Here is a 24,329-nt window from a genome sequence, read left to right as displayed (position 1 = left end):
CGGCTAGTTCGCGCAACTTCTGCCACGAGCGCGACGATTCCCTTCCCGAACGAAGGCGCCGGCGCTCCGCCGCGCGCCCCCGCAAGGGAGGTCGACGGACATGGTGCAAAAGAAAGACGGACAGCCGCTGCCGGGGACTTCCTACCGTCTGCTCCGTCGGATCGGGGCAGGCTCGTGCTCCGAGGTCTTCGAGGTGACCGGGCGCCGCGGCCAGCTGCGGGCGCTCAAGCTGCTCCGCGCCATGCACGAGGGATCGAGCGAGATCGGGGCGCGCCTCGTGCAGGAGGGGCGCACGCTCTCGGCGCTGAGCCATCCGCACATCGTGAAGGTCGAGGAGGTCGGCGTGACGAGCGACGGCCGGCCGTTCCTCGTCATGCCGCGCCTCTTCGGCGAGACGCTCCGCGAGCGGCTCGACGCGCGCGGACCGCTCGCGACGCCCGCCGCCGTGCGCATCGCCATCCAGGTGCTCGGCGGGCTCGCGGCGACGCACCGCGCCGGCATCGTCCACCGCGACATCAAGCCGGCGAACGTCTTCCTCGCGCAGGCGTGCGGCACTGAGCAGCGCGCGGCCGATCTGGAGGGCGCGCCCGGCGCGCCCGAGGCCGAGCACGCCGTGCTCATCGACTTCGGCATCGCGAAGGTGAGCTGCGAGGGGCGGGAGTCGTCGACGGGCACCGACGTCCTCGGCACGCCGCGCTACCTGTCGCCCGAGCAGATCCGGGGCGAGGGGGTCGACGCTCGCACCGACGTGTACGCGGCGGGTCTCCTGCTCTTCGAGGCGATCACCGGACGCGGTCCGTTTCCGGTGGTCGATTCGATGGCGGTGATGCGGGCGCACCTCAACACCCCCGCGCCGCGGCTTCGCTCGCTCCTCTGGGTACCTCCGGCGCTCGATCATGCCGTCGCGCGCGCCCTCGAGAAGGATCCGGGGCTCCGCTGGCAGACAGCGGACGCCATGGCCGCCGCGCTCATGGAGGCGCAAGGCGAAGACGGGGGCAGGGAGACGCCGGCTCACGGCGGAGCGGGGCGCGCCGCGCCGCCGGACGGCGAGCGCAGCGCGCGTGCCCACCTCACGGGCGGGGCGGCGCGATGAGGGGCGCGTCAGCCGAGTGCTCCGCGGCGCGCACGCTGCTCTACGCGTGCGGCGTGTCGCTCGCGCCGAGGGGGCCGATCGCGCGGCCGCTCCGCGCGCTCGGCGAGGGCGAGCCGTCCGAGGGCGCGCGGCCGCTCCGCACGCTCGGCGAGGGCGAGCCGTCCGAGGGCGCGCGGCCGCTCCGCACGCTCGGCGAGGGCCAGGCGCTCCCCGGCACACCGTATGTCGTGCTGCGCCTGCTCGGTCAGGGCGGCATGGGCGAGGTGTACGAGGTCGAGCACCGGGCGCTCGGACGCCGGTTCGCGGTGAAGGTGCTGCACCGCAGCCACGCCGGCCGGAGCGATCTCTCGGCGCGCCTGTGCGCCGAGGCGCGCTCGATCGCCCGCCTGCGTCACCCGGGTCTCCCCGAGGTGTTCGACCTCGGCGCGACCGAAGGCGGCCGCCCCTATTTCGCCATGGAGCTCCTCGAGGGGCGCGACCTCCGGACCGAGCTCGCGCGCCTCGGCGTGGTCGCGGTCCCCACTGCGCTCGACCTGGTCCTCCAGGCCCTGTCCGCGCTGTCGCTCGCGCACGCGGCGGGCATCGTCCACCGCGATCTCAAGCTCGAGAACCTGTTCCTGTGCGATGACGGCACGCTCAAGGTCCTCGACTTCGGCGTCGCGAAGCTCCTTCACGCCAGCGCCTCGCTGACCGCCCCGGACGCCATCATCGGCACGCCCAGGACGATGTCGCCCGAGCAGTGCGCCGCCCAGCCGATCGATCCGCGCGCGGACATCTATGCGATGGGTCTCGTCCTCTACGAGCTCGTCGCCGGGCGAGGCCCGTTCGACGAGCTGCGCGGCCGGGGCGACGCGCTCCGCTTTGCGCACTGCGAGGCGGAGCCTCCTCCTCCCTCGCGCTTCGCCCCGCAGCCGGTCCCGGCCGCGCTCGAGCAGCTGATCCTGCGCGCGATCGCGAAGGCGCCGGAGCATCGCTTCCAGACGGCCGCCGACATGGAAGCCGCTGTGCGCCGGTTGCACGGCGGATCGCTCGGCGGAGCGCCGCTGAGCGTCGCGCCGGCGGTCAGCGCGATCGCGCTCACCCCGACCGCGTCCGACGCCTCCGCGGCCCGCGCGCCTGCGCGCGGCGAGGCGCCCACCGTCGCGCAGCGCCGACCGCTGCTCGCCGCCTCGGTCGGCGCTGCGCACCTCTCGCGCCGCCCGAGGGCGCGCTGGGTGCGGCGCGTGCATTCTACGCGGCCGACGCGGCCGACGCGGCCGACGCGGCCGACGCGGCCCGTCGCCTGTCCCGCGTCGCGCGCCTCAGCGCTCGCCGTCTGTGCGCTGGCCGTCGCGTCGGCCGCGCTCGGGCTCGCGCTCGCGCAGCGCTGGATCGCGACGAGCGAGCACCTCGCGCCTGCGCCGCCGTCCGCGCGCGCCGCGGCGCAGGCGCGCTCGTCTGTAAGGTAGCCTCGCCGCGCCCGTTCTCCGGTCGACACCGCAATTGCGGGGTGGAGGGACCATGAACCGGACGCGACGAATCGGGCTGGCTTGTTTGGCGATATCGCTCCTCGCGAGCACCGCCGGCTGCGGCGGCAGCACCGCGGCTCGGCCGGCGGATTCCACGGCGAAGGGGGGACGCGTGGTCACGGGCGCTCCCGGGCCCTCCGGCACACAGGGGTTTCAGGACGGCGCCGCGTTCGAGCCGGGCGCGCCCGCCGCGCCGCCGTCGCTCGACGCCTCGCCCGCTGCGCCTGCGGCCGAGCTCGCGCCGCCCTCGAGCGCGGGCGGCGCCGAGCGCGCCGAGGGGGCGGCGCGCAAGGCGCCGAGCAGCCAGGTCGCGCCGGAGCCCATCGATCGCCCGGGCCTCGGCACCGAGTGGGGTGAGACGCGCGTGTCGCGCATCTCGACCGCGCCGTTCGTCCGGGCCGACGTCAATCGCCCCTTCGTGGTCGCGAGCCTGTTCTACAACGACGCCGAGGGCGCCCGCGCCATGGCGAGCGCGTCCGGCTTCCGCCGCACGTCTCCGCAGGCCTTCACGCTGGCCGGCGGCGCCGTCGCGGTCGGGCTTCGCAGCGAGGGCGGCGGCTTCCTGAGCGGCTTCGTCGCCGGCGAGAAGAACCACGTCATCGGCGAGGCCGGCCAGCGCTACAGCATCGTGCTGCGCAACCTCACGCCGAACCGCCTCGAGTGCGTCGTCTCCGTCGACGGCCTCGACGTCATGGACGGCCAGGCCGCGGCGTTCAGCAAGCGCGGTTACCTGATCGATCCCCACGGCGAGCTCGAGATCGACGGCTTCCGCCAGTCCGTTGACACGGTCGCCGCCTTCCGCTTCGGCTCGGTCCGCGGCTCCTACGCGAACCAGAAGCACGGCGACACGAGGAACGTCGGCGTGATCGGCGTGGCCCTCTTCAACGAGCGCGGAACGACGCCCTGGACGTTCGATGAGGTCCAGCGCCGCCGGGAGGCGAACCCGTTCCCGGGGCAGTTCGCCACGCCGCCCGGCATCTGAGCCTTTCCAGCGGGCATCTCGCGCCTCCTCCGAGCTCCGACAAAATCAAGCTCCCGCTCCGGCGCGCGCCGGGCTAGGCCACGGCACGGTGTCGGACTTATTGAACCCGTCTCAACGTGCGGCCGTCGAGCACGAGCTCGGGCCAATGCTGGTGCTCGCCGGCGCAGGTTCCGGCAAGACGCGCGTGGTGACCACGCGGATCGCCCGCCTGCTCGATCGCGGCATCCCGGCGCGCTCCATGTTGGCGATGACCTTCACCAACAAGGCCGCCGCCGAGATGCACGAGCGCGTCGGCAAGCTCGTCGGCGCCAAGGTCGCGCGCGAGCTCAAGGTCTGCACCTTCCACCGCTTCGGGCTCGACGTGCTCGGCGCGGAGACCCGCGCCCTCGGCCTGCGGGGCGGCTCCTTCGCCATCTTCGACCAGTCCGACGCCCTGGGGGTCATCCGCGAGATCCTCCGCGAGCTCCGCGCCGGCAAGAGCTACGACGTCAGCGCGATCCTCTCGCGCATCTCGAACGCCAAGAACGCGTTCCTCGACCCCGAGACGTGGGCCGAGGCGCAGCGGCAGGGCAAGGGCATCGACGACTACGACGAGATCTCGATGCTCGTGTACCCGCGCTACATGGCGGCGCTGCGCTCGTTCCAGGCGTTCGACTTCGACGATCTCATCTGCGAGGTGGTCCGCCTCTGGCAGGCGCGCGCCGACGTCCTCGAGCGCTGGCGGATGCGCTACCGCTTCGTGATCGTCGACGAGTACCAGGACACGAACCGCGCCCAGCTGGAGCTCCTGCGCCTGCTCTGCGGCGAGCACCGCAACGTGGTCGTCGTCGGCGACGACGACCAGTCGATCTACGCCTGGCGCGGCGCCGACGTGCGCAACATCCTCGATTTCGAGGAGCACTTCTCGGGCGCGAAGGTCGTCAAGCTCGAGCACAACTACCGATCGCGCAAGCCGATCCTCGACGTCGCGAACGCGGTGCTCGCCAAGTCGGGCGCCCGGCGGCACAAGAAGTCGCTCATCGCCACCCGCGTGGAGGGCGAGAAGGTGCGGTCCATCATCTGCGTGGACCCCGACGTCGAGGCGAGCTTCGTGGCCACGGAGGCGCAGCGCATCCTCGAGCGGGAGGCCGCGCGGCCGAAGGACATCGCCGTGCTGTACCGCTCGAACCTCCAGGCGGCCGCGATCGAGTCGGCCCTCAAGGAGCGGCAGATCCCGATCCGGATGATCGGCGGTCAGCAGTTCTTCGAGCGCAAGGAGGTCAAGGACCTCATCGCCTACCTCCGCGTCGCGCTCAACCCGGGCGACGAGATGTGTCTGCGGCGCATCCTGAACTACCCGGCGCGGGGCATCGGCGACGTCGCTGTGGCCAAGCTCAGCGCCTACGCGACGGCGCACGACGCGACGCTCTGGACGGCGGTGTCGCGGCCGCACGCCATCCACGAGCTGACCTCCGCCGCGATCGAGGGCTGCCGCCAGCTGCTCCGGATCATCGAGGCCACGCGCGCGCGGTTCGAGCGCGGCGAGCCCTCCGCGGAGGTCGCCCGCGCGCTCCTCGCCGACGCCGGCTTCAAGGAAGACATCATGGCCGGCTCGTCGACGGCCAACGCCGCGGCGCGCCGCTGGGGCAACATCGAGGGGCTGCTCAACGTCTTCGCGCGCCGCGACGAGAAGGGGAAGGGGGACCGCGCGAGCTTCGCCGAGTTCCTGCGGCTGCTCGCCCTGCGGCAGGACTCCGAGGAGGAGGAGGCCACCGATCGCGTCACGCTCACGACGATGCACGGCGCGAAGGGGCTCGAGTTCCCGTACGTGTTCGTGATCGGCCTGGAGGAGGGGCTGATGCCCCACCAGCGCAGCCTCGACGAGCGCGCCACGGACGCCGCGCCGAGCGGCGCGGAGGGCGGCGACACGGGCGGTCACAGCATCGAGGAGGAGCGGCGGCTCTTCTACGTCGCGGTGACGCGGGCCCGCGATCGGCTCTACCTCACGCGGGCGAAGCACCGCGGCTCGCGCGGCAAGATGGTGCCGAGGACGCCGAGCAGGTTCATGCTCGAGATTCCCCCCGAGCTCCTGGACGAGCGCGAGGAGCTCGCGCCGGTCGCTCCCGCGATGGAGAAGGTGAAGGCGGGCGCGGCCGGCGTGCTGGCCGCGCTCTCGATGAACCCGTTTGCAGGGGACCCCCCCCTCATCCCGCGCCGCCGCACCTGAGCGGGGCGCGGGACAGCGGGTCTCAGAGGGCGCCTTCCGCGACGGCGAAGCCGGCGCGGGTGATCTCCTGCACGCCCTTGCGCGTGACGAAGTCGCGGAAGCTCTCGCCCTCGGCGCGGCTGGCCATGTAGAAGCGCGCGATGGCGGCGATCACCTTGGGCGTCTCCTCCTCGGGGATGCGGCCGTCGAGGCGCTCCCCGACGCGCGCGCTCGGGCCGCAGCAGCCGCCCACGCGGAGCGAGTAGTGCGGGCGCTCGACGCCGTCCTTGCCCTTCACCATCAGGCCCGTCATCCCGATGTCCGCGACGTGGTGCTGACCGCACGAGTTCGGGCAGCCCGAGATCTTGATGTCGAACTCGCCGAGCGCGCTGACGAAGTCGTCGGCCTCCTGGCGGCTGCCGTTCGGCACAAGGTGCTCCCGGATGCGCGCGCCGACCTCCATGCTCTTCGTGATCGCGAGCGTGCAGTAGTCGCCGCCGGGGCAGGTCACCACGTCCGTGATGTGCCCTGCGTCGGCCTCGGCGAGGCCCATCTCCGAGAGCTCGCGGTGCAGGCTAAGGAGCTTCCCCTCCGGCACCCAGCGCAGCACGAAGTTCTGCGTGTTCGTCGCCCGCACCTCGCCGTTGCCGAAGCGCCGGGAGATGTCGGCCAGGCGCCTCAGCTGCTCGCCCGTGATGTCACCGAGCGGCAGCTTGACCGTCGCCACCCGATAGCCGGGCTGCTTCTGGGCGATCGTGTTGGTCCGCTTCCAGCGCGCGAACGCGCCGTCGCCGAGCGTCTCCCGCAGCGGCGTGAGCGGGGGCGGATCGTTCTCCCGGTACCCGGCCACCTGCTCCGTCAGCTCGGCCGCGAGCGCCTCGCCGCGCTCCGCCTTGATGCGAGCGAACTCCTCGTCGAGCCTGCGCAGGAACTCCGCCTCGCCGATCTTGCGCAGCAGGAACTTGAGGCGCGCCTTCTTCCGGTTCTTCCGCTCACCATCCCGGTGGAACACGCTCACCACGGCCTCGCACACCGGCAGCAGATCGGACTCCGGGATGAACTCCTTCCAGAGGTGCGCGATCTCGGGCGTCGAGCCGAGCGAGCCGGCCACGTAGACGGCGAAGCCGCGGCCGCGGTCGCCGATCTTCGCGAACAGCCCGATGTCGTTGATCATGATCTGCGCGTGATCGCGCGCGCTCCCCGAGAAGGCCACCTTGAACTTCCGCGGTAGCCGCCGGTTGTGCTCGTGGAAGAGGAAGTGTTGGGTGACCGCGAGCGCGTAAGGCGTCACGTCGAACACCTCGTCCTCGACCACGCCAGCGAGGTGGGACGCGGTGATGTTGCGGAGCGTGTCCGCGCACGCGCCGACCGTCGTCACCCCCGCGCCCACGAGCACGCGCTGCAGGTCGATCGTCTCCTCGATCTCCAGGTAGTGCAGCTGGATGTCCTGGCGGGTCGTGACGTGCGCTAGCCCGCGACCCCACCGCTCCGTGACTTCCGCGAGGGCTTCCAGCTGCGCAGCCGTGAGCTGCCCTCCAGGAATCTTGATCCGCTGCATGTGCTTCACATGCGCGAGCTGTGCGTAGACACCCATGGCCAGCCGTAGCGGACGGAACTGGTCGGGGGTCAGCTCACCACGTTTGAATTTGGCGACGTTCTCGGCGTGTACGTCGATGGCCGCCGCAAGGCGCTCGACTGGATGCGACATAACCGATGGTATTCCCTATATTTCCGACGCGTCAAGTGCGACAATTATCACGGCCGGTTCCACGAGAGTTCTGGCCTCCAGCACCAGCACCATGAAGACCGATCTGCCGAACTCGACCGATGCCGTGCACGCGGGCGTACTCCGCCAGCGCCCCTCCCACACCCTCGCGCCTGCGATCGCGCAGACGGCGACGTACACCTTTGAGAACACGGCGGACCTCGAGCGTTACTTCGCCGGAGGCGACGCGGATCCGGAGCGACAGGAGTACGGCCGCTACGGAAACCCCACGGTGCGCGAGGTCGAGCAGCGCATCGCGGCGCTCGACCGCGCGGAGGACGCCCTGCTCTTCGCGAGCGGGATGGCGGCGGTGACGACGACGGCGTTCGCGCTCCTCAAGGCGGGCGACCACGTCATCCTGTTCCGCGACGTGTACCGCCGCACGCGGCAGTTCGTGATCAACGTGCTCTCGCGGCTCGGCGTCGAGCACACGCTGATCGACCCGGGCGCGTTCGACCAGCTCGAGGCGGCCATCCGGCCGCGCACCCGCTTCGCGCTCAGCGAGTCGCCGACGAACCCTTACCTCCACTGTATCGACCTGTCCCGCTTCGCCGAGATCTGCAAGAAGGCGCGGGTCAAGACGGTCGTCGACGCGACGTTCGCGACGCCCTTCAACTCCGACCCCATCGGCCGCGGCATCGACCTCGTGGTCCACAGCGCCAGCAAGTACCTGTCCGGGCACAACGACGTCCTCGGCGGCGCGGTGTCCGGATCGAGCGCGCTGATCTCGCTGATCCGCGACATGCGCAGCGTCCTCGGGAGCATCATGGACCCCCACGCCGCGGCGCTGATCGGGCGCGGGATGAAGACGCTCGCGCTCCGCGTCGAGCGGCAGAACGCGACCGGCCTCGCCGTGGCGCGCGCGCTCGAGGCGCACCCCGCGGTGGAGCGGGTGTTCTACCCGGGGCTCCCCTCGCACCCCGATCACAAGGTCGCGGCCGAGCAGATGCGCGGCTTCGGCGGCGTCGTGAGCTTCACCGTGCGCGGCGGGCGCGAGGCGGCGTCGCGCGTCGTCGACGGCGCGCGGATCGCCGCGATCGCCCCGAGCTTCGGCGGCGTGGAGACGCTCGTCGAGCAGCCCTGCATCATGAGCTTCCACGAGCTCAGCGACGAGCAGCTCGCGGCGATCGGCATCTCCCCCGCGCTGATCCGCCTGTCCGTCGGCGTGGAGGAGACCGAGGACGTCGTGAAAGACATCGTCGGCGCGCTCGACGCGCTCGGCAAGCGCTAGCGCCGCGCGCCCGCGCGCCCGCGCGGGGAGCGCCTCCGCGCGCGGCTAGCCCCCGAGCTTCTTCAGCTTCCGCTGCAGCGTCCGCCGGTCGATCCCGAGCAGCTTCGCCGCGGTGGCCACCACGCCGCCCGACTCCCTGAGCGCGGCGCGGATCGCCTCGCGCTCGAGATCGTCGAGCTTCAAGCTCCCCGGCGGCGGCGTCGGCGCCGCCGACGGCGGGGACCGCTGGCGCTCCCGGAGGCTCGCGGCCTCGCGCAGCAGCTTGTCCGCGTCGACGGGCTTGCTGAGCAGCGTGTCGGCGCCCTCGCGCATCGCCGCCACGGCGAGCGGGATGTCCCCGAACCCGGTCAGCATCACGATCGCCGCGTCGGGCTGCAGCTTGCGGTACTTGGCGAGCGCGCTGAGCCCGTCGCCGCGCGGCATGCGGTAGTCGATGACCACGAGGTCCACCGGCTCGTACTCGAGCGCCACGAGCCCCTCGTCGATCGTCGCGGCGGTCCTCGCCACGACCCCGCGGCGCCGCAGCGCGCCCTGGAGGGTGGTGCGGAACGCGTCGTCGTCGTCCACGAGGAGCGCCGTCTCGATCCGTCGCGTCATCTTCACCTCAAGCGGCCCCGGAGCGCTTCAGCGCGCCGGGGAGATCCGCGTCCATGGGGTCCGTGCTGCCGTCGAGGCGGAGGCGCAGGGTCGCCTTCGCCCCGCCGGTCTCGACGCTCTCCATGCGCAGCACCGCGTTCATGCGGGAGGCCATCATCGAGCTGATGTAGAGCCCGAGCCCCATGCCTCCCTGCGACATCTTCGTCGTCTGGAACGGCTCCCCGAGCCGCCCGGCGATGTCGGGGTTGAGCCCCGGCCCGTTGTCGGAGACCGCGATCTCGCAGACGTCGCCGCGCTCGACGACGCTCACCTCGATCCGCGGCGCGGCCGATTCGGCCGTCGCCTCGGCGGCGTTGGCGAGCAGGTTGACGAGCACCTGGCGGAGCGCCGGCCGCAGCACGTCGACCTCCACCGGCCGCGGCGTGTCGAACGCGAGCTCGCCGCGGTAGCCGAGCCGGGCGAGCTCGACCTTCGCCAGATCGCGCGCGAAGCGGGCGAGCTCCAGCGGCTCCAGCCGCTGATCGAGCCGGATCTGGCCGCGCATCAGCCCGATGATGTCGCTCGCGCGCCTCGCCTCGCCGGCCACGGTCTCGGCCATGCGCGCCGCGTCCTCGGAGCCGGTCTCGCGCGCCACGTCGACGAGGTCCTTGCTCGCGAGGAGGATCGTCGCGAGCGGCGTGCTGAGCTCGTGCGACATCCCGCCGACCATGCGCCCGAGCATCGCCAGCCGCTCGTTCCGCTGGCTCTGCTGCCGGAGCTCCTCGAGCCTGTGCGCGTAGACGACGACGAAGAAGCCGAGGAACAGCGTCAGCGACGTGAGCGAGACGAGATCGCCGAGCCGCCGGATGCGCTCGCCGCCGAGCGGCGCCGCGTCGAGCGGGATCGGCGTCGCGTACGTGAGCACGGCGATCGCGGCCAGCGTCAAGAGGCCCACGAGCACGGTCGTGCGCCGCGGGCACAGGAGACCGGACAGGGCGATATGGAAGGCGAGGAAGACGGCGAACGGGTTCGCTAGCCCGCCCGAGAACCAGAGCATCCAGGCGTTCGCGATCACGTCGCCCACGAGCTGGGCGCGCGCCAGATCCTGCGCGGGCTCGCGCGCCGAGGGCTCGCCTCCGTCCGGCCGGCGCGCGCGCCGGACCCGGAACGTCCAGGCGACGTTGACCGCCGCGATCGCGGCGATGCCGAGGATCAGCGGCGCGAGCCTGAGGTCGGGGACGAGCTCCCTGCCCGCGACCGTCGTCGCGATCATCCCCGTGATCGCACCCCACCGCAGCTGGATCAGCCACCGGTCGGCGGTGTCCCAGGACGGGGGCTTCGGCCCGGAGAGCAGCACCGCGAGCCGCCGGCGCGCGGCCGGCGGCGCGCTGCTCTTGGCGGGGTCGGGGCCTGCGTCAAGCGACCATGGCTGGAAGGAGGAGTGCATCCGCGCGCGGACAGGGGGGCTTTCCAGGGCGCGGTCGAGGCGCCCGGCGTCCATCCCGGAGCAACCTTCCGACGTTGCCTTGCATCCGGTCCCTTGTACCGCGCACGAAAGCCGCGAGCACGCGCGAGGTGCGCCCCGACCCAACTCCAGGGGGTGTCAGGAAAAACCCCCTGAATACCGCAACCTGGAATTGTTGGCTGGATTACGTCTGATCTCGTGCCGGCGGGGCGCTCGGCCCCGGGCCGGTCACTTCGCTTCTTCGGCCCCGCCGTGCGCGCCGTGCGCTGGCGGCGGCGGCGCCTTGTGCGCCCGCTTCATCCTCCAGTCGTCGGCGGCGCGCTTGCCGTCGAACGGCGCCTTGATGTCCGCCGGTCGCTCGGCCTCGATCCCGTCGGCCCGGCCGCGGTTGGCCGTGTCGAACATCGTGAAGCCGATGAAGATCGCCAGGAAAATGAGCGACGACGCGAAGATCAGGGTGTGGAACTTATGGTCCCACTTGAGGTGCATGAAGATGAGCGCCACGACGCCCGCCTTCATCGTCGCGATGAGGATCGCGATCGCCAGGTTGGCCGCGCCGAGGTCGACGTAGCTCGCGCCCACGGTGACGACCGTGAGCACGAGCAGCGCGAGCCACGTGGCGATGTAGACCTTGAGCGGCAGGACGTGAGGCACGTGGTCTCCGCCGTGACCATGGCCGTGCCCGTGCCCGTGCGCGCCGGCTGCTTCTGCGTGTGTCGACATGCTGTCCTCTAGGCCTCAGCCCACCAAGTAGAGCAGGGGGAAGAGATAGATCCAGATGAGGTCGACGAGGTGCCAGTACAGCCCCACCCCTTCGACCGGCGAGTAGTAACGGCTCGAGAACTCACCGCGCGTGTTGCGGATGAGGATCCACGTGATGAGCCCCATCCCGATGACGACGTGCAGGCCGTGGATGCCCGTCATCATGAAGTAGATGGCGAAGAACGTCCCCGCGTGGGCCGTGGTGAAGCCCTCCGCCGTGAAGTACTTCCCGGGCAGGAGGCCGTCGTGGAACTTGTGCTGGTACTCGAAGTACTTGATCACAAGGAACACGGCCGCGCAGAGCAGGGTCACCACGAGCAGCCGGGTGGTGTTCTTCTTGTCGCTCCGCTGCGCAGACCGGACGGCGAGCGCCATCGTCAGGCTGGAACAGATGAGCACGATGGTGTTGATGCCGCCCATCACCTTGTCGAGGTGGTGGTGCGCTTCCACGAACGAGTCGAAGAACCAGCCCCGGAAGATGGCGAACGCGCAGAACAGCCCGCCGAAGAGCAGGATCTCCGTGACCAGGAAGAGCCAGATGCCCATCCTGCCGGCGTCGAACTGCGTGTCGGCGGAATCGAAATGATGGGCGACGTGGAAGTCGGGGGACAGGACGGCGCCTGTCTTGTTCGGCCGGTCGGCGGCCTCGGCGTGCGCGCTCATGCGTTCTCCGTGTTGAAGTCGTAGGCGCCCTTGGTCACGACCGGGGTGCGGACGAAGTTCTCGGTGATGGGCGGGGAGGCGGTGGTCCACTCGAGGCTGAGGCCGCCCCAGGGGTTCGCCGGCGCCGGCGCGCCGGAGCGCAGCGAGCGGATGAAGCCGATGATCATCAGGAGGAAGCCGAGGCCCAGGATCCACGAGCCCACGGTCGAGAAGGCGTGCAGCGGCTGGAACTGGTCCAGGTAGTTGTAGTAGCGGCGCGGCATCCCGCGGCTGCCCATGATGAACTGCGAGAAGAACGTCACGTTGAAGCCGATGAAGATGAGCGCGCAGGCGACGGCGGCGAGCTTCTCGGAGTACATCTTGCCCGTCATCTTGGGCCACCAGTGGTGGAGCCCGCCCATGAAGGCGATGACGGTGCCGCCGACCATCACGTAGTGGAAGTGCGCGACGACGAAGTACGTGTCGTGCAGGTGCAGGTCGACGCTGAGCATCCCGAGGAAGATGCCGGTGAGCCCGCCGATCGAGAAGAGGATGAGGAACGACAGCGCGTACAGCATCGGCGCGTTGAAGCTGATGGAGCCGCGCCACAGCGTCGCGATCCAGTTGAAGACCTTCACGCCGCTGGGGATGGCGACGAGGAAGGTCAGGAACGAGAACATGATCGCCGCGAACTCGCTCTGGCCGGAGGTGAACATGTGGTGGCCCCACACGAGGAAGCCGACCAGGGCGATGGCGATGCTGGAGAACGCGATCGCCTTGTAGCCGAAGACCCTGCGCCGCGCGTGGACGGCGATGAGCTCGCTGATGATGCCCATGCCGGGCAGGATCATGATGTAGACGGCCGGGTGGCTGTAGAACCAGAAGAAGTGCTGGTAGAGCACCGGGTCGCCGCCGAGCGCCGGGTCGAAGATGCCGATGTGGAACGCGCGCTCCGCGATGAGCAGGAGGAGCGTGATGCCGAGGACCGGCGTGGCGAGGATCTGGACGATGCTCGTCGCGTAGATCGCCCAGAGCATGAGCGGCATCTTGTACCAGCCCATCCCGGGCGCCCGGAGCTTGTGCATCGTGACGATGAAGTTCAGCCCCGTGAGCACGCTGGAGAAGCCCAGGATGAACACGCCGAACGTGACGCTCAGGACCGACGTCGTGGTCACCGTGCTCGAGTACGGCACGTAGAACGTCCAGCCGGTGTCGATGCCGCCCGTGACGAGCGACGACAGCGTGAAGAGGGCGCCGATCCAGTAGAGATACAGGCTGAGGAGGTTCAGCTTGGGGAAGGCGACGTCCTTCGCGCCGATCATGATCGGCAGGAGGAAGTTGCCGAGCGCGCCGGGGATGCTCGGGATGATGAACAGGAACGTCATCACCGCGCCGTGGAGCGTGAACATCTGGTTGTAGGTGTTCGCGCTCATGAGCGTCGCCTTCGGCGTCAGGAGCTCGAGCCGGAGGATGAGCGCGAACACCCCGCCCATCGCGAACGCGATGAACGTGCTGATGAGGTACATCAGGCCGATCCGCTTGTGATCGACCGTGGTGAGCCACGACATGATCCCGCTCTGGGCCCGGATGTAGTCCGTTCCGTGGCCGCCGTCGGGTGACGTATTGACGTCGAGGGTTGTTACGGTCTGCGACATGACTGCTTCTCCCCGGCGCTCACTTCACCGACTTCAGATAAGCGATGAGCGCGTCCACTTCTTTGTCCTTCAGGAGCCCCTTGAACGACGGCATCACCGGCGGATAGCCGCGCACGACCTGGCCGCCGGGGTTGAACAGGCTCTCGCGGACGTAGTTCTCGTCCACGACGACCTTGGCCCCGTCCGCGAGCTCCTCCTCGCGGCCGAAGAGCGCCTTGAGCGACGGGCCCTGGATCCGCGTCCCGTCGAGCGAGTGGCAGGTCGCGCAGCTCCGCTTGGTGAAGAGCAGCTTGCCGAGCTCCTCGGGCGGCAGGTCGCTGTTGTTGTTGCCCTCGAGCCACTTCTCGAAGTCCGACTGCTCCAGCACCTTGACGGTGGCCAGCATGTCCGAGTGACCGGAGCCGCAGTACTCGGCGCACAGGAGCACCGTCTCGCGCGCCTCGGTCGCCTCGAACCACACCGACGTGTACGAGCCCGGGACCACGTCCTGCTTCACGCGGAACTCCGGGATGAAGAAGCTGTGGAGGATGTCCTTCGAGCTCAGGATGACCCGCACCGGACGCCCCCGCGGCACGGCGAGCTCGTTCACGGTCGTCGTCCCGTCGGGGTAGGTGAACGTCCACAGGTACATCTCGCCCGTGGCGTTGATCTCGTAAGCCTCGGCCGGCGCGACGGAGGCGTGCACGTAGCCGCGCAGGCCCACGAAGAAGAGCGCGATCACGATGGCGAGCGGGATCAGCGTCCACACGACCTCGACCGTCGTGCTGTGGTCGATGGGGCTCGTCTTGTCGCGCTCGCTGCGCCGCTTGTACTTGATGGCGAAGAGGACCGTCGCCCCCGCCACCAGGATGAAGAAGAGGACGGAGACCCAGTAAGCCGCAGCCCAGGCGCCGTCGATTCGCTCAGCGATCGTCGAGCCCTGACGGGGCAGCCAGAAGGAGCCGAGTTCGATCGGGTTTTTCATCACCATAGTTGTGGCTCCGCCACCTTGTACCTAGGAAGCCTCGTTTACGCGCGCCCTCGTTCGGGAGCGTTCAGTCCGCCAGAAGCGAATCAGCCAGATCCCGAGGAGCACGACGGTGACCGCGCCTGACGCCATCATCAGCCGCTTCGTCGCCAGGACGTACCCTCGGGCGTTGGGATCGTAGTGAAAACAGAACAAGAGCACCCGATCCCAGGCGCTCCCGACCTGCCCGCTGCCCGCTTCGCGCAGCGCGAGGCCGAAGTTCTTCTGTGGGAAGGAGATGCCGTAGAGCGTACGCGACAGGCGTCCATCCGGCGTGAAGACGAACGCGCCCGCCGCGTGCGCGTACTGCTTCGTCGTCTCGTCCCACCGGTAGTGGAAGCCCACCGCGTCGGCGAGCGCGCGCACCGACGCCTCGTCTCCGACGAGGAAGTCGAAGCCGTCGCCGGTGACCGGCTTGCCGTACGCCTCGATATAGTTCGCCCGCTTCTTGCGCCCGGCTTCGGGCGTATCGCGGGGGTCGAAGCTCACGACGAGGGTGCGGTACTCGTTGCCCGCGGTCCAGGCGCTCTCCTTCATGGCCTGGAGCACGCCGTTCAGGACCAGCGAGCACAGCATCGGGCACTCGAAATAACCGAGCACCAGGACGAGGGGCTTGTCCCCCGCCGCGTACTTTGCGAGCTCGACCTCCTGCCCCGACTGGTCGCGGAGCCGGACCTGGCGCGGGAGCAGCGCTCCCGGCCGCTCCTCGATGTCGATTCCGGCGAGCTCGGTCGGGATGGTCGTGTCCGCGGCTCGCGCGCTCCGCGCCGGGGTGACCGTGGCCACCACGAGCGCGAGAACGGCGAGCAGGGCAGACAGCGGGCGGGACATCACTGCTCCGGGGCGGGGGTCGCCGGGGCGGCGGGCTTGGGCGCCGCGCCTCCAGGCTGGGCGGGCTTGGCGTCGGCGGGCTTGGCCGGCTTCACGGCGTCGGCGGGCTTGGCCGTATCGGCAGGCTTCGCGGGCGTGGCCGTATCGACGGGCTTGGCGTCCGAGGGCTTCGCCGCGTCCTTGTCGCCCGGCTTCGCTGCGTCCTGAGCCTTCGACGGCTCGCCAGGAGCGGCGCCCTCGTCGGGCTTCGCCGCGCCGTCCGCGGGCTGAGCGTCGTGCGGGATCGTGTGGATCACCGGGGGGGTGGCCGCGGGCCTCACGCGCTGCTCCTGGTAGTCCTTCAGGGTGAGCGCGACGGCCTGATCGACCGGGATGCGGACGATGCCCTTCTTCTCGTCCGCCCACTGGTAGCGGCCGAGCCGCTCCTTCTCCGTGGCCCGCAGGCCTCGGAGCGTGCTGTTCGGCGGCTCGAGCACCTTTGTCGAGATCTCGTGCTCCATCGTCGACTTGAAGACCTCGTTGACGAAGAGCACGACCGCCACGATCGAGAACAGCGTGGCGATCACGATCACGAAGATGAGCGAGTTATTCGGTCGATCCGCCTCGGCCTGGGCCTCGGCGTGATCGGTCGCTGTGTTGTCGGTCGCTTCGCTCATGGCCGGCTCCTTACGGGTTGTCGATCCGAGCCGCTTCGGCAAGGTGAGGGTCGTTCAGGGGATACAGCGGGCTCTTGGCCGCCTGGAGCGAGAGCACCCAGGCTCCCACGCCCAGCGGGCCGAGCAGGCCGGCGAGGTCGATCCAGCTCAGGTGCGCGCCGTGGTGATCCACGTTCGGCATGACGAGCCAGTAGAGGTCGACGTAGTGCATCACGAGGAGGAGCACCGACGCCGCGCCGAGGACGAGCGGGCTCCGCTTCGCGTGCCGCGACAGGAGGACGAGGAACGGAACGACGAAGTGCCCGAACAGCAAGGCCAGGCTCACGACCTTCCACGAGCCCTCCCAGCGGTGCTGGTAGAAGATCGTCTCCTCGGGGATGTTCGCGTACCAGATCAGGATGAACTGCGAGAACGCGATGTAGGCCCAGAAGATCGTGAAGCCGAAGAGCAGCTTGCCGATGTCGTGCTGGCGCTCGACGTTGCTCACCTTGCGCAGGAGCCCCGCCTTGTGGAGCGCGATCGTGATCAGCGCGAGCGCCGAGAGGGAGCTCGTGGCCGCGCCGGCGAACACGTAGACGCCGAAGATCGTCGAGTACCAGTGCGGGTCGATGCTCATCAGCCAGTCGAACGCCGCGAACGAGATGGTCAGGGCGAAGACGATGACGGCCGGAGCGGCCCCGGCGCGCATCCTCGCGGTGGGCCGGAAATCGGCGCTCTTGTCCTGCGCGCGGGAGGTCTTGATGAACCAGAGCGCGAGGCCCGCCCACGCCGCGAGGAACACCACGGCGCGGATGTAGAAGAAGGTCGGGTTCAGGTAGGGCGCCTTCTGGTGGAGCACATGATCGTTCGCCGCATCGGGCCCCATCCAGTGATGGTAGATGTCGTGGGCGAGCACCGCGACCGGGAGGAACAGCACGATGCAGGCGGGCAGGACGCCGCTCATCCACTCCATGTGGCGGCGCGCGGCCGCCGACCAGCGCGCGCGGGTCAGGTGCTGGATGATCACGAAGAACAGCGCGCCGAGCCCGATCGTCACGAGCCACGTGAAGCCGGTGAGGTACGAGAACGCAAAGCGCTTCGCGTCGGAGACCGCCGCCGCCGCCGAGAGCGCCACGCCGACGATCGCCAGCACCATGCTCCCCGAGACGAGCCGCTTCGCGACCGCCGGATCGAGGACCTTCGTGTCCTCGGCCAGAGCACTTCCGTGGGACTTCATGGAGTACCGCTCTCCTTCGCGATGTTGCCCCGCTGGGCCGCGGGCACGTCGTCGATGTGCGCGTGCTGGCTGTGCTGCAGCACGCGGACCCACGTGACGATCGCCCACCGGTCCCGGACCGGGATCTGCTTCCGATAGGACGGCATGTTCCGCACGCCGTTCGTGATGACGTTGAAGATCTCGCCGTCGGGCAGGCCGAGGGCCCGGTCGGACGCGAGGTCGATGGGGGGCGGATACCCGCGCTTCACCACCATGCCATTGCCGCTCCCGCTCTGGTCGTGGCACGGCGCGCAGTAGATGTTGAAGCGATCCTGGCCGCGACGGATCACCGTCTCATCGACGGTGATGGGCGCCAGGGCCAGGAAGGTCTCGCCGTCCTTCTCCTTGCCGGTGCGGAAGGCCTCGCTCTCGTCGAGCGCTCCCTGGGCCACCGTACCTTCGACGATCGGCCGCATCGCCCGCCCGTCGGGGAACAGGCGCGTGCCCTCCTCGGGCTGGAACTTGGGCTGCCAGTCCATGTCGCCGAAGACGTGGATCGGAGGATCGCTGCTCGCCTGTCCACGACAGCCTGCCAGGACGACGAGGAGGGGAATGCACCAGCGCTTCACGAGGAGACCTCCCGGATGCCCTGCGCGCCGAGGCGCTGGAGGAGGTTGCGCGTCTCCGCGGAATCGTACTTCGGGTCGCTCGCCTCGACGCTGATGAAGAAGGCGTCGTCGGTCGCGCGCGGGAACGAGGGGTGCGTCATGGTGGGGTGGAACAAGGTCGGCAGGCGCCCGAGCGCGAAGAGCCCGAAGAAGCACGTGAGCGCCGCGAAGAGGACCGTGAGCTCGAAGAAGATCGGGATGAAGGCCTGGTACGAGAACGACTGCTTGCCGCTGATGATGAGCGGATAGTCGTAGTACTGCGTGTACCAGGCGAGCAGGATGGCGCTTGTCAGCCCCGCCGCGCCGCCGCCGAGGACGAGCCACGGCAGCGGAGACGGCTTGAGCCCCATCGCCTTCTCCAGCCCGTGCACGGGGAACGGCGTGTGCGCGTCGAAGCGGCTGTACCCGGCGTCCCGGAGCGCCTCGCACGCGTGATAGATGTCCTTCGGGGTCGTGAAGTAGCCCATGATCCCGAAGAGGGCCGACTCGCCGTCCGCCTCGTGCTCGGCCTTGCGCTCCAGCTTGCGCTCGATCGAGAGCGCGGCCTGCCCGTGCGGCCCGCTCTCGTGGGGCTCGGAGTACTCCGCGTCGTCCTCGGGCACGTGGCCCTGCGGCTCGATGTCGGGCTGGCTGTCGCGCGCGGGGCCCTTGTGCGCCCGTGCCTCCTCGGCAGAGGCGGGCTTCCCGGAGCGCTTCTGGCGTCGAGTATCGCTGTTACGCTGCATGATGAGCCTCGTCGTCGCTGTGCGAGCCGTGAGGATCGGCCGCCGCCGTGACCCCCTTCACCTCGCTGATCGCGACCATCGGGAGGTAGCGGACGAACAGCAGGAAGAGGGTGAAGAAGAGGCCGAACGAACCGAAGAACGTCGACATGTCCCAGATGGTCGGGCGGAAGTAGGTCCAGCTCGAGGGGAGGAAGTCGCGGTGGAGGCTCGTCACGATGATGACGAAGCGCTCGAACCACATCCCGATGTTGACCAGGATCGAGATGATGAACATCGCGGGGATGCTGGTGCGCACCTTCTTGAACCAGAAGAGCTGCGGGAAGATCACGTTGCAGCTCACCATGGTCCAGTAGGCCCAGGCGTACGGGCCGAGGATGCGGTTCCGGAAGGCGAACTGCTCGTAGCCGTTGCCGCTGTACCAGGCGATGAAGAGCTCCATCGCGTACGCGTAGCCGACCATGGTGCCGGTCGCGACGATGACCTTGTTCATGTTCTCGAGGTGCCGCATCGTGATGAGCCCCTCGAGGCCGAACGCCTTCCGCGCGAACACCATCAGCGTGACGACCATCGCGAACCCGCTGAAGATGGCGCCCGCGACGAAGTACGGCGGGAAGATGGTCGTGTGCCAGCCGGGGATGATCGAGACGGCGAAGTCGAACGACACGATCGTGTGCACGCTGAGCACGAGCGGCGTGGAGAGCCCGGCGAAGAGCAGGTAGGCCTTCTCGTAGTGGAGCCAGTGGCGGTGCGAGCCGCGCCAGCCGAGGCAGAGGATCCCGAAGACGATCTGCTTCGTCCGGGTCGTGGCCCGGTCGCGGATCGTGGCGAGATCAGGGATGAGCCCGACGAACCAGAAGAGCGTCGAGACCGTCGCGTACGTCGAGACGGCGAACACGTCCCAGAGCAGGGGGCTCTTGAAGTTCGGCCAGAGGCTCATCTGGTTCGGGATCGGGAACAGCCAGTGGGCGAACCAGATCCGGCCCAGGTGGGCCACCGGGTAGATGGCGGCGCACGCGACCGCGAAGATCGTCATCGCCTCCGCGGCGCGGTTGATGCTCGTCCTCCACTTCTGGCGGAAGAGGAAGAGGATGGCGCTGATCAGCGTGCCGGCGTGGCCGATACCGACCCAGAACACGAAGCCGGTGATGTCCCACGCCCAGTTGACCGTGGTGTTCAGCCCCCAGATGCCGATACCGGTCCCGACGAGGTGGACGAGCGAGCCGGCGAGGATAAGGAGGATGCTCAGGGCAAGGCACAGCAGGACGAGCCACCCCGGGGGGCGCTTGCTGAGGATGATGCCCGAGACCTTGTCGGTGAGAGAGCGGAAGTCGTCCTTCCCCTGCACGAGCGGCGTCTCGTCCAAGAGGGCGGCGCGGTCGGAGAGCCGGGGGTGTTCGACCTGGAGGGGTGCTGTGGCGCTCATGCGTCGGCGAGCTCCGGGTTCTTGTTGCGGATCTTGGCGAGGTACGTGACCCGCGGCTTGGTGTTGATCTCGTCCAGCAATCTGTAACCGCGCGGGCTAGCGGACGTCGCGGCCACCTGGCTCGTGCGGTCGTCGAGGTCGCCGAAGACGATCGCCTGCGTCGGGCAAGCGCCCTGGCACGCGGTCACGATCTCGCCGTCCTTGATGTGAGCCCGCCCCTCTCGCTTGGCGTCGATCTTGGCGTGGTTGATCCGCTGCACGCAGAAGGTGCACTTCTCCATGACGCCCCGCGATCGGACGGTGACGTTGGGGTTGAACTGCATCTTCCGCTCCTCCGAGTCCGGCTGGCCGTACTCGAGGAAGTTGAAGCGACGGACCTTGTAAGGGCAGTTGTTGGCGCAGTACTTCGTGCCGACGCACCGGTTGTACGCCATGTCGTTCAGCCCCTCGGGGCTGTGCGTCGTGGCGGCGACCGGGCACACCTGCTCGCACGGCGCGTTCTCGCAGTGCTGGCAGGGGAGCGGCTGCTGGATGCTCTCCGGCTCGTTCGGATCCGTGCCCTGGAAGTAGCGGTCGATCCGGAGCCAGTGCATCTCGCGGGTCTGCCGCACGCCGTCGGCGCCGACGACCGGGATGTTGTTCTCGGCCTGGCAGGCGACAACGCACGCGTTGCATCCGATGCAGGCGTTGAGATCGATGCTCATGCCCCAGGCGTGGCCCTGCCTGCGGTTCGGCTCCTGGAACAGGCTGAAGAGCGACGGCACGTGGACCTGCTTCTGGGCGAACTCCGGGTCCTTCTGGAGCTCGGCGAGCGTCCCCTCGCGCGCGAGCGGGCGGCCCTCCATGACGAAGTGCTCCTGCGTGCGCGCGAGCGCCACGACCTCACCGGCCTTCTCCAGCGAGAAGCCGCCGGCGAGCTCGAAGGCGTCGCTCTTCCGCAGCGGCGTCGTGTCGACGCCGACGCCGTGCCCGACCCGGAGCTTCGCGCGCCGCCCCTGGCCGATGGTGATGCCCACCGAGTCGTCCGCCTGTCCCGGCGCGACGAGCACGGGGATCTTCACCGACGCGCCGCTGCCGGTCAGCGTCACGACGTCGCCGTCCTTCAGGCCGAGCCGCGCCGCCGTCGACGGCGAGAGGCTCGCGCCGTTGCCCCAGGTGAGCTTGGTCATCGGGTGGGGCAGCTCCTGGAGCCACCCGTTGTTCGCGAACCGGCCGTCCCACGCGTGCACGTCGGGCCGGAAGGTCACCTCCATGCCCTCGGCCGCGGCGGGCGCGAACGCGCGCAGCGCCTCGATCGCGCCCTGCGCCGCGGCGGCCACCTGCTCGTCCGCGAGCTGGCTGCCCGCGACGAGGCCGTCGTGGAGGGCGCGGCGGAAGTCGTCCTCGGTGCGCTTCGCGCCCTCGGCGGTCAGCCAGGTCGCCCGCACCAGGTCGTACGCCGTCCGCGAGCCGCCGAGCAGGAGCTCGATGACCTCCGCGTCGGTCCTGCCGCCGAAGAGCGGCGCGATGAGCGGCTGCGCGATGCTGGCCGTCCCGTCCTCCGCCCGGACGTCGCTCCACGACTCCAGCGGGTGGGCGCGGTTCAGGTGCCAGCGGGTGCGCTCGCTCGTCTCGTCGACGTGCGTCGAGACGTGCACGCTCACGGCCACCTTGGCGAGCGCGTCGGCGAAGCGCGCGTCGGCGGGCGCGTCGAAGGCCGGGTTGCCGCCCAGGATGATCAGCGTCTCGACCTCGTTGCGCTCGATGGAGCGCGCGAGCTCGACGAGCGCCTCGGGGCCCTCGCGCGAGTCGTCGAACGGCGCGACGAGGCGGACCGCCTTGCCGGTGTTGTCGAGCGCGAGGTTGATGAGGTGCACGAGGGCGTGGACCTCCTTCGGCAGCGAGCGCCCCGCGACGACCGCGCCCTGCCCGCGGTTGGCGGCGAGGTCGGCGGCGATGGCGGCGACGTGCCGGGTCGCCTTGGCGTCGAGCCCTTCCGACTTGCCCTCGAGCGCCTTGAGGACCTCGGCGTCGAGCGAGACCCCGCGCTTGCCGAGCTCCGTCGCGAGCGCGAAGGCGAAGGCGGGGATCTTGCGGCTCTGGATGCGGAGCCGGTGATCCGCGGCCGCGCCGGTGATCGTAAAGGTGCTCTCGACCGCGTAGAGGCGGTTCATCGCCGTCGGGTCCTTGTCGACCGCGCGGCCCGCCGCGAACGCGCGCGCCTGCTTGAGCGGGCTGCCGTCGGACGCGAACAGGTCGGCGTCGAGCGCGACGATCACGCGCGCCTTCGTCAGGTCGAGCGTCGTCTCGAGCGGCTTGCCGAACGCGAGCCGCGCGCCCTCGCGGGCGGCGTCGCGCGAGAAGGGCTCGTACCGGACGACGCGCGCCTCGGGCAGCGTCTTGCGGAGATCGGCGAGGCGCGCGGCCAGCGTCGGCGACCGGTGCGCCTCGGTCAGGATCGTGAGCCCCTTGCCGCCGCGGCCGCGGAGCTTGTCGCCCTCGGTGCGCAGGAACGCCGCCGCGTCGTCCCACGACTTCTCGGTCGCGCCCTCGCGCGGCGACTTGCTGCGATCGGGATCGTAGAGGTCGAGGACCGTGGCCTGGGTATAGAGGGTTGTCGCGCCGAGGCTCTCGGGGTGCTTCGGGTTGCCCTCGATCTTCGTGGGCCGCCCCTCGTGGCTCTCGACGATGACGCCGAAGGCCGTGCCCATCATCGGGAGCGCCGTCGCGAAGAACAGCGGCTTGCCCGGGATGACCTCCTCCGGGGTGTGCGAGTACGGCAGGATCTGCTCGACCGGCCGGCGGCAGCCCACGAGGCCGCCGAGCGCGAGCGACGCGCCCATGAGGCTCAGGAACGTGCGCCGCCCGACGCCCTCCGGCGGCTCGAACGCGGCCGGCGGGAACTCGCGCCCGAGCGCGTCGACGAAGTCGGCCGAGCCGGCGAGCTCGTTCAAGCTGCGCCAGTAGGTCTTTCCGGAGAGATCCTGAGCGAGGGGGAGAGGAGTTCGTTTGCTCATCGGTGGCACCCCGAGCAGTGGAGCGGAGCCTGCACCTGCCGCCCGGAGGAAGTGACCGCGGGCACGCGATCGTTGTAAGGCTCGTGGCTCGCAGGGACCCCTGCGGCCGCCATGGCGGCCGTCGCCGGTGCCATATCCATCTTTGTGACGTCGGCAGGATTGCGGAGGTGGGGGCCTGGATTGCGGTGGCAGTCCAGACACCATCCCATCGAGAGCGGCTGGACCTGCCGGACCTTGGGCATCTGGTCGACGCGGCCGTGACAGCTCACGCAGCCGACCCCCGCGGCCAGGTGGGCCGAGTGGTCGAAATAGGCGTAGTCGGGCAGGTTGTGGACGCGCACCCAGGGAATGGGTTGATCCGTCGCCCAGCTCTCCTGCACGGGGAGGAGCTTTTCGCTGTCCCGCCGCACCTTGGCGTGACAGTTCATGCACGTCTCCGTGGGGGGAACCGCGGCGAAGCTGGAGACTTCTACTGTGCTGTGACAGTAGCGGCAGTCGATGCCGAGGTCGCCAGCGTGCAGCTTGTGGGAATAGTCGACCGGTTGCTCCGGCTGATATCCGACCTCAAGGTGTTTGTTGGTACCGTAGTACCAGAATCCGCCGATCACAGCGGCGCCGAGGGGCAGGACTCCGAAGAGCAGCCCCAGCGGCACCACTTTGTTGGCCCATCGTGGGAACAGGAACCGAGCCATAGGGTTGTGTGTGGCGTCGGAGGGACGCGCGGGCGCAGTTATGGCTTGCTGGCGGGGTGCGACAAGACGGCAAAGTGCCGCGTGACTGCGGCAGATTGCCGCTGTGGATAACTGAGGCTCCACGCCGCGGCAGGTCGCCGCGGGGGCGCGGCGCTTTGCCGCGGATGTTGGCGTCCACCCTTACGACACGGGGGTGAACTGGACACGACACCGGAGCGAAAAATCGTCGAAATATCGGCGCCGGCCGGGGAGGGAGCCGGGGAAGCAGGGCGG

20 protein-coding genes are annotated in these 24,329 nt (G+C 69.8%); 5 read left to right on the top strand and 15 right to left on the bottom strand.

Features of this window, described 5'->3' with window-relative positions:
- Nucleotides 1-100: 100 nt before the first annotated feature.
- From WME90_RS39940 to WME90_RS39925, 4 genes are read left to right on the top strand one after another with little or no spacing between them, the layout of a single operon-like run.
- Nucleotides 101-1,093: a serine/threonine-protein kinase gene (locus WME90_RS39940; RefSeq protein WP_437277328.1), complete on the top strand. Its 993-nt coding sequence runs from the start codon at nt 101-103 to the stop codon at nt 1,091-1,093.
- Nucleotides 1,090-2,541: a serine/threonine-protein kinase gene (locus WME90_RS39935; RefSeq protein ID WP_437277327.1), complete on the top strand. Its 1,452-nt coding sequence runs from the start codon at nt 1,090-1,092 to the stop codon at nt 2,539-2,541. Before WME90_RS39940 ends, WME90_RS39935 begins: the two co-directional genes overlap by 4 nt.
- 52 nt (nt 2,542-2,593) lie before the next feature.
- On the top strand, nt 2,594-3,583 hold the full coding sequence (locus WME90_RS39930; RefSeq protein WP_437277326.1) for a hypothetical protein: 990 nt from the start codon (nt 2,594-2,596) through the stop codon (nt 3,581-3,583).
- Nucleotides 3,516-5,789 carry an ATP-dependent helicase gene (locus tag WME90_RS39925; RefSeq protein ID WP_437277325.1) on the top strand — a complete coding sequence of 758 codons (2,274 nt, stop codon included), beginning with the start codon at nt 3,516-3,518 and terminating at the stop codon, nt 5,787-5,789. Before WME90_RS39930 ends, WME90_RS39925 begins: the two co-directional genes overlap by 68 nt.
- Nucleotides 5,790-5,811: 22 nt before the next feature.
- On the opposite strand, the gene WME90_RS39920 is transcribed toward WME90_RS39925, so the two are convergent.
- The gene (locus tag WME90_RS39920; RefSeq protein WP_437277324.1) at nt 5,812-7,476 is read right to left on the bottom strand and encodes a nitrite/sulfite reductase; all 1,665 of its coding nucleotides are present in this window, start codon (nt 7,474-7,476) and stop codon (nt 5,812-5,814) included.
- Nucleotides 7,477-7,567: 91 nt separating this feature from the next.
- Between WME90_RS39920 and WME90_RS39915 the strand changes: the two genes are divergently transcribed.
- Nucleotides 7,568-8,764: a trans-sulfuration enzyme family protein gene (locus WME90_RS39915; RefSeq protein ID WP_437277323.1), complete on the top strand. Its 1,197-nt coding sequence runs from the start codon at nt 7,568-7,570 to the stop codon at nt 8,762-8,764.
- Between the two features lie 45 nt (nt 8,765-8,809).
- Here the strand turns inward: WME90_RS39915 and WME90_RS39910 are convergent, their stop codons facing one another.
- From WME90_RS39910 to WME90_RS39845, 14 genes are all read right to left on the bottom strand, one after another.
- Nucleotides 8,810-9,361: a response regulator transcription factor gene (locus WME90_RS39910; RefSeq protein WP_437277322.1), complete on the bottom strand. Its 552-nt coding sequence runs from the start codon at nt 9,359-9,361 to the stop codon at nt 8,810-8,812.
- Nucleotides 9,362-9,368: 7 nt separating this feature from the next.
- On the bottom strand, nt 9,369-10,841 hold the full coding sequence (locus WME90_RS39905) for a sensor histidine kinase (RefSeq protein WP_437277321.1): 1,473 nt from the start codon (nt 10,839-10,841) through the stop codon (nt 9,369-9,371).
- A gap of 192 nt (nt 10,842-11,033) precedes the next feature.
- Nucleotides 11,034-11,528, bottom strand: a complete 495-nt coding sequence (locus WME90_RS39900; protein WP_437277320.1) for a cytochrome C oxidase subunit IV family protein — start codon at nt 11,526-11,528, stop codon at nt 11,034-11,036.
- 15 nt (nt 11,529-11,543) lie between these two features.
- The gene (locus WME90_RS39895) at nt 11,544-12,230 is read right to left on the bottom strand and encodes a cytochrome c oxidase subunit 3 family protein (RefSeq protein WP_437277319.1); all 687 of its coding nucleotides are present in this window, start codon (nt 12,228-12,230) and stop codon (nt 11,544-11,546) included.
- A complete protein-coding gene (ctaD, locus tag WME90_RS39890; protein ID WP_437277318.1) occupies nt 12,227-13,864 on the bottom strand; it encodes a cytochrome c oxidase subunit I in 1,638 nt (545 codons plus the stop codon). The genes WME90_RS39895 and ctaD overlap by 4 nt, the downstream gene beginning before the upstream one ends.
- Nucleotides 13,865-13,883: 19 nt before the next feature.
- Nucleotides 13,884-14,828, bottom strand: a complete 945-nt coding sequence (coxB, locus tag WME90_RS39885) for a cytochrome c oxidase subunit II (RefSeq protein WP_437277317.1) — start codon at nt 14,826-14,828, stop codon at nt 13,884-13,886.
- 30 nt (nt 14,829-14,858) lie between these two features.
- Nucleotides 14,859-15,701, bottom strand: coding sequence for an SCO family protein (locus WME90_RS39880; RefSeq protein WP_437277316.1), 843 nt, complete (start codon nt 15,699-15,701; stop codon nt 14,859-14,861).
- Nucleotides 15,701-16,357, bottom strand: coding sequence for a hypothetical protein (locus tag WME90_RS39875; protein WP_437277315.1), 657 nt, complete (start codon nt 16,355-16,357; stop codon nt 15,701-15,703). Before WME90_RS39875 ends, WME90_RS39880 begins: the two co-directional genes overlap by 1 nt.
- A 10-nt stretch (nt 16,358-16,367) precedes the next feature.
- Entirely contained in the window at nt 16,368-17,573 is a 1,206-nt protein-coding gene (locus WME90_RS39870; protein WP_437277314.1) for a hypothetical protein, read from the bottom strand.
- Nucleotides 17,570-18,181: a c-type cytochrome gene (locus tag WME90_RS39865; protein ID WP_437277313.1), complete on the bottom strand. Its 612-nt coding sequence runs from the start codon at nt 18,179-18,181 to the stop codon at nt 17,570-17,572. The genes WME90_RS39870 and WME90_RS39865 overlap by 4 nt, the downstream gene beginning before the upstream one ends.
- Nucleotides 18,178-18,945 carry a DUF3341 domain-containing protein gene (locus tag WME90_RS39860; RefSeq protein ID WP_437277312.1) on the bottom strand — a complete coding sequence of 256 codons (768 nt, stop codon included), beginning with the start codon at nt 18,943-18,945 and terminating at the stop codon, nt 18,178-18,180. The genes WME90_RS39865 and WME90_RS39860 overlap by 4 nt, the downstream gene beginning before the upstream one ends.
- Complete coding sequence (gene nrfD, locus WME90_RS39855; protein ID WP_437277311.1) at nt 18,935-20,368, bottom strand: NrfD/PsrC family molybdoenzyme membrane anchor subunit; 1,434 nt, start codon at nt 20,366-20,368, stop codon at nt 18,935-18,937. The genes WME90_RS39860 and nrfD overlap by 11 nt, the downstream gene beginning before the upstream one ends.
- A complete protein-coding gene (locus tag WME90_RS39850) occupies nt 20,365-23,364 on the bottom strand; it encodes a TAT-variant-translocated molybdopterin oxidoreductase (RefSeq protein WP_437277310.1) in 3,000 nt (999 codons plus the stop codon). Before WME90_RS39850 ends, nrfD begins: the two co-directional genes overlap by 4 nt.
- A complete protein-coding gene (locus tag WME90_RS39845) occupies nt 23,361-24,056 on the bottom strand; it encodes a cytochrome c3 family protein (RefSeq protein WP_437277309.1) in 696 nt (231 codons plus the stop codon). The genes WME90_RS39850 and WME90_RS39845 overlap by 4 nt, the downstream gene beginning before the upstream one ends.
- Nucleotides 24,057-24,329: the final 273 nt, after the last annotated feature.

It is taken from the genome of Sorangium sp. So ce375 (genome assembly GCF_051473855.1).
GTDB lineage: Bacteria > Myxococcota_A > Polyangia > Polyangiales > Polyangiaceae > Sorangium.
This window is presented reverse-complemented; position numbering and strand designations above follow the sequence as displayed.

Bases quoted from the DNA above. Each gene is read 5' to 3' on its own strand.
- WME90_RS39940 (WP_437277328.1), top strand. From the start codon at position 101: ATGGTGCAAAAGAAAGACGGACAGCCGCTGCCGGGGACTTCCTACCGT.
- WME90_RS39935 (WP_437277327.1), top strand. From the start codon at position 1,090: ATGAGGGGCGCGTCAGCCGAGTGCTCCGCGGCGCGCACGCTGCTCTAC.
- WME90_RS39930 (WP_437277326.1), top strand. From the start codon at position 2,594: ATGAACCGGACGCGACGAATCGGGCTGGCTTGTTTGGCGATATCGCTC.
- WME90_RS39925 (WP_437277325.1), top strand. From the start codon at position 3,516: ATGAGGTCCAGCGCCGCCGGGAGGCGAACCCGTTCCCGGGGCAGTTCG.
- WME90_RS39920 (WP_437277324.1), bottom strand. From the start codon at position 7,476: ATGTCGCATCCAGTCGAGCGCCTTGCGGCGGCCATCGACGTACACGCC.
- WME90_RS39915 (WP_437277323.1), top strand. From the start codon at position 7,568: ATGAAGACCGATCTGCCGAACTCGACCGATGCCGTGCACGCGGGCGTA.
- WME90_RS39910 (WP_437277322.1), bottom strand. From the start codon at position 9,361: ATGACGCGACGGATCGAGACGGCGCTCCTCGTGGACGACGACGACGCG.
- WME90_RS39905 (WP_437277321.1), bottom strand. From the start codon at position 10,841: ATGGACGCCGGGCGCCTCGACCGCGCCCTGGAAAGCCCCCCTGTCCGC.
- WME90_RS39900 (WP_437277320.1), bottom strand. From the start codon at position 11,528: ATGTCGACACACGCAGAAGCAGCCGGCGCGCACGGGCACGGGCACGGC.
- WME90_RS39895 (WP_437277319.1), bottom strand. From the start codon at position 12,230: ATGAGCGCGCACGCCGAGGCCGCCGACCGGCCGAACAAGACAGGCGCC.
- ctaD (WP_437277318.1), bottom strand. From the start codon at position 13,864: ATGTCGCAGACCGTAACAACCCTCGACGTCAATACGTCACCCGACGGC.
- coxB (WP_437277317.1), bottom strand. From the start codon at position 14,828: ATGAAAAACCCGATCGAACTCGGCTCCTTCTGGCTGCCCCGTCAGGGC.
- WME90_RS39880 (WP_437277316.1), bottom strand. From the start codon at position 15,701: ATGTCCCGCCCGCTGTCTGCCCTGCTCGCCGTTCTCGCGCTCGTGGTG.
- WME90_RS39875 (WP_437277315.1), bottom strand. From the start codon at position 16,357: ATGAGCGAAGCGACCGACAACACAGCGACCGATCACGCCGAGGCCCAG.
- WME90_RS39870 (WP_437277314.1), bottom strand. From the start codon at position 17,573: ATGAAGTCCCACGGAAGTGCTCTGGCCGAGGACACGAAGGTCCTCGAT.
- WME90_RS39860 (WP_437277312.1), bottom strand. From the start codon at position 18,945: ATGCAGCGTAACAGCGATACTCGACGCCAGAAGCGCTCCGGGAAGCCC.
- nrfD (WP_437277311.1), bottom strand. From the start codon at position 20,368: ATGAGCGCCACAGCACCCCTCCAGGTCGAACACCCCCGGCTCTCCGAC.
- WME90_RS39850 (WP_437277310.1), bottom strand. From the start codon at position 23,364: ATGAGCAAACGAACTCCTCTCCCCCTCGCTCAGGATCTCTCCGGAAAG.
- WME90_RS39845 (WP_437277309.1), bottom strand. From the start codon at position 24,056: ATGGCTCGGTTCCTGTTCCCACGATGGGCCAACAAAGTGGTGCCGCTG.